Below are 4,008 nucleotides of genomic sequence, written 5' to 3'. Positions count from 1 at the left end.
TTCAAAGGATAAGTTGCAAAAAAATCATCAGGCTTTTGAGCCTAATTTTGCCATCTTTGAGCAAAATAAACAGATTGATAAGGATTCAGATAGCCTCAATGGCTCCTTAAATTAACGAAACTCCAGCACCACGAAGAGCACGAAGGACACGAAGATGTTACAGAACAAGTCTCTTTATGCCTTCTTTCAATTTTTCCACATTGAAATTTATCAATAGACCAACCTTGATATTTGCTAATTTTATTAGATATTTCATCAAATTTCACTTCGTGCCCTTCGTGGTTTAATCTCTTTTAGTCTAACACTGAAATAAGCGGTGAGCGAAGCAAATCCACTTCATTGATTGGTTAGGCAATCTCTCTCTATCTTCTCCTTAAAGATGTCCTCATATTCCTTTTTCTCTAGCCTAATTCTCTTTTCGATGTCTGACTCCGATTCCTTCTTATTTCAGCAAACGAATAAAACCTGCTTGTTCAAAGTGATGGTCGGTTGTCAAAGCTTCTCCCATACCACGCTGTCTCATCACTACAAAACTCGCACAATCCGCAAGGCTCCACTCCTTATCCTGATGGCTTCTGAATAGCTGCCAAGCCTGTTCATCAAGTCTCAAGTCCACATGCACAACTTCAACATAAGGTGAGTTTTTTAAACCTGCAATAAACGCAATCACTCTTGTCCGAGGAATGCGTAGAGGACTGGTCATTAACATTGCTAATTCAGCAATAACATAGTTAGTTGTAATGACTTTCCGTCCCTGTTGACGGGATGTCCGATAAATGGTTGCTGCCAACGCATGGTAAGGCTGCGTTGAATCAACCAAATTGCCCCATCCCGATGTGTCAGCAAATAGTTCAGACATATCAGTTATCCTTGTCTCCTTTATACTCTATTTGTTTCATCAAGTCCGCCCCAATGTATTTGTTATGTTGATCTGCCCAATCTGGAATGTTACTCTTGAAGACCCCGATAAAATTCTCTACCGGATCTTCAACAGTAGTGCGAATGGCAGTCTTCAACCACTCGAGAGCCAATTTTTCAGGCGTCCGTCCTGTCTGTTTTGCCGTTCTTATTAGGGGTTCGTATATCTTTTCTGGCACTTCTAAAGTCAATGTATGTCCCATAGAACCATCTCCTTTTTATTTCTAATTTCCAATTTTAACTTCATTTTCTAACCGCAAGATTTCAAACAAAAGTGAGCCGTCCCCGAAATTCATAACTTATTGTCCTTCTTTTCTAAACAAATCTAAAAATCTATCCTCGTATAAATTATACAAATTCCAACGGTCTAATTCTTCTTTTAACTTATGAGCCTTTTGTTTATCCTGTTTTGACTCTTCAAATAGTTTTTCTATCTTTTCCATAATATTATCAGGGACTTTATGTTCTTTTTCTTCAGTCTTTTTCTCTTCCTGGATAGGAAGAACACCTTTTATTTTATCCTCAATCATATCCATTTTCATTCCAATCTCTTGAATAGCAAGGTTTATTTCTGTCATCTCCACTCTAAAATTCAATAATTTTCCCAAAGTCTCGATTATGACTTTTGATGCCTTTGGATTTGGGAAATTAATCATATACTGTGGAATGCTGGCTAAAATGCAAGCGGCTTCTATCCCTAGTAGTCCGGCATAAGATAATAATAAACCATTTAGTCCTGAAATTTGTCCTCCTTTCATTATCTCTATCCCATGTTGATAGACATAATCTCTAATTGATTTATTATTTCCTACACAAAAGGCAAGCGAGTCATCTTTATGAGTAATAACTACCGGGAATGCCGCGGCGGTATAAATTCTTTGAACCTCAAGTTGTTTGGCAAAATCTAAAACCTTCAGCATTAAATGCAAACCCTGTAAATCTTTTAATTGAGCCTCACTTTCAAATATGAGTAAATTCAAATCCTTGTGGTAATAAAATACATTTTTAGGCACTGGTGGGAATTTGGCTATACCCTGTTCGATTATAACTAACTCTGGAGCTACTAATTGCTCTATCTCAATTTCGGCAAATGGAGTCGCCTTAAGTTTCCATTGTAAGTAATCTATTGCCCCTAAGGCAACATTACCTATTCCTGGCCAGGCCGCTATCATCACCGGCTCCTTTATCTTTAATCTTTTATAAATTTTTATTTCTGGTTGCATTGTCATCTATTAATATTACCAGATATGTTAAAAAATTGCAAGTAAAAAATGATTGACATTTTTTATTTCATAAGGTATAATTTTTTTAAAATAGAAAAGTAAGTAACTGGTAACTAATTACTATTCACCAGTTACCAGTTACTACAGATAAGGAGAGAATTAGAATGGGAATAACTGTTAGAAAATATGGTGGTTCATCAGTGGCTACTCCAGAACGGATAAAAAAAGTTGCAGAACAAATAGTCCGGGCTAAGAAAACAGAACATCAAATAGTAGTTGTTGTTTCTGCCTTAGGCGATACGACGGATGACTTGATTGAATTAGCTCACCAAATTACTCCTCTACCTGATGAACGGGAAATGGATATGTTATTATCCACCGGTGAGCAAATCTCCTGTGCCTTAATGAGTATTGCTTTAACCTCGATGGGGTGTTCTGCGGTATCTCTAAACGCTCAGCAAGTTGAGATTTTGACAGATAAAGCATACACTAAAGCCAAAATTCAAAAGGTAAGCACAGAGAGAATTCTAAAAGAACTAAAATCAGGTAAAATCGTGGTAGTTGCTGGATTTCAAGGCATTACAGAAGAAGGAGATATTACAACACTGGGTAGAGGGGGCTCAGATACAACCGCTGTGGCATTAGCCGCCGTATTAGATGCTGATGTTTGTGAAATATTTACGGATGTAGAAGGTGTCTATACGGCTGACCCAAGAATTGTTCCGGATGCTCGAAAGATAGAATTAATCTCTTATGAAGAGATGTTGGAATTAGCCAGTGCTGGGGCAAAGGTTCTTCAATCACGCTCTGTGGAAATGGCTAAGAAATTTGGAGTTAAAATTCATGTCAGGTCCAGTTTTAATGATTCACCTGGAACTATAGTTTGTGAGGAGGTAGCAGATATGGAAGAAATATTAGTCAGTGGGGTAACTTTAAATCTTGATGAAGCAAAGATTACTATTTTAGATGTGCCTGATAAACCGGGTATGGCCGCAAGAATATTTACGGCATTAAGTGACAAAAATACCAATGTCGATATGATTGTTCAAAGTGCCCCTTCAAATGAAACAAATGAAATCTCTTTTACCGTCAGTAAATCTGATCTAACCAGAGCAGTTAAAATTGTAGAGGAGGTGGCTAAACAAATAGGGGCAAAGGAAATAACTTCAGATGATAATGTTGCCAAGGTCTCTATTGTTGGAGTGGGTATGCGAAGTCATTCAGGGGTAGCGGCAAAAATGTTTTCTGTCCTGGCATCAAAAGGAATTAATCTTGATATGATTAGCACATCTGAGATAAAAATATCTTGCATTATTAAAAGAGACCGTGCAGAAGACGCAGTTAAGTTATTACATGAAGCCTTTAATCTGCCCCAAAAAAGGTAAGCATTCAGTCATTAACTGGAGTTTCGTGAATTTTCCTCTGAAAATAGCGAATTAGTGAATTAGAGATTAGCGAATTAGTATAGTATCCACAGACTCGTATCCTCTGGTTTAGAACACATATTCCCCCTTAATAAAGGGGGTTAGGGGGTTGTTCTTCCATTATTTTCATCCCCCTTTGTGAGCCGCAGGTTCATGAGTGTTTCCTCTGAAAATAAGGAAGTAGAAAGTAGAGAGTAGAAAGTAGAAAGTAAGGAAAGACAAGCCTCTTCTTTCTCTCTCTACCCTCTACTATTTTCATCGTCATTTGTGAGTCGCAGACTCATGACCGTTTCTCCTTTAATCTTTGCGGTCGATTTCTTTGCGTTCTTTGCGGTTAAAAAAAGGATAAACCACAAAGGGCACAAAGTAGTAACGCAAAGGACACAAAGGGAAGAAAATAGGTGAAGCATTTTTTATCAACTCAACTTCAAAGGATAAGTTGC

The 4,008-nt window shown here is 37.6% G+C and carries 4 protein-coding genes and 1 pseudogene; 1 reads left to right on the top strand and 4 read right to left on the bottom strand.

All coding sequences use genetic code 11. The features are described from left to right. Positions 1 to 157: 157 nt before the first annotated feature. From AB1414_16990 to AB1414_16975, 4 genes and pseudogenes are all read right to left on the bottom strand, one after another. Positions 158 to 259, bottom strand: a pseudogene (locus AB1414_16990) (GxxExxY protein). A gap of 183 nt (positions 260 to 442) precedes the next feature. Beyond that, positions 443 to 859: a PIN domain-containing protein gene (locus AB1414_16985; protein MEW6609110.1), complete on the bottom strand. Its 417-nt coding sequence runs from the start codon at positions 857 to 859 to the stop codon at positions 443 to 445. 1 nt (position 860) lies between these two features. Then, positions 861 to 1,121 (bottom strand): hypothetical protein, encoded by a 261-nt coding sequence (locus tag AB1414_16980; GenBank protein MEW6609109.1) that lies wholly within the window; start codon positions 1,119 to 1,121, stop codon positions 861 to 863. Positions 1,122 to 1,217: 96 nt separating this feature from the next. Next, entirely contained in the window at positions 1,218 to 2,147 is a 930-nt protein-coding gene (locus AB1414_16975) for a PAC2 family protein (GenBank protein ID MEW6609108.1), read from the bottom strand. A 158-nt stretch (positions 2,148 to 2,305) separates the two neighbouring features. On the opposite strand from AB1414_16975, the gene AB1414_16970 reads away from it, so the two are divergent. Beyond that, on the top strand, positions 2,306 to 3,526 hold the full coding sequence (locus tag AB1414_16970) for an aspartate kinase (protein ID MEW6609107.1): 1,221 nt from the start codon (positions 2,306 to 2,308) through the stop codon (positions 3,524 to 3,526). Positions 3,527 to 4,008 lie beyond the last annotated feature (482 nt).

It is taken from the genome of bacterium (assembly GCA_040755795.1).
Taxonomy (GTDB): Bacteria; UBA9089; CG2-30-40-21; order CG2-30-40-21; family SBAY01; genus JBFLXS01.
The sequence above is the reverse complement of the archived record's forward strand: the minus strand, read 5'-3'. Positions and strand labels throughout refer to the sequence as shown.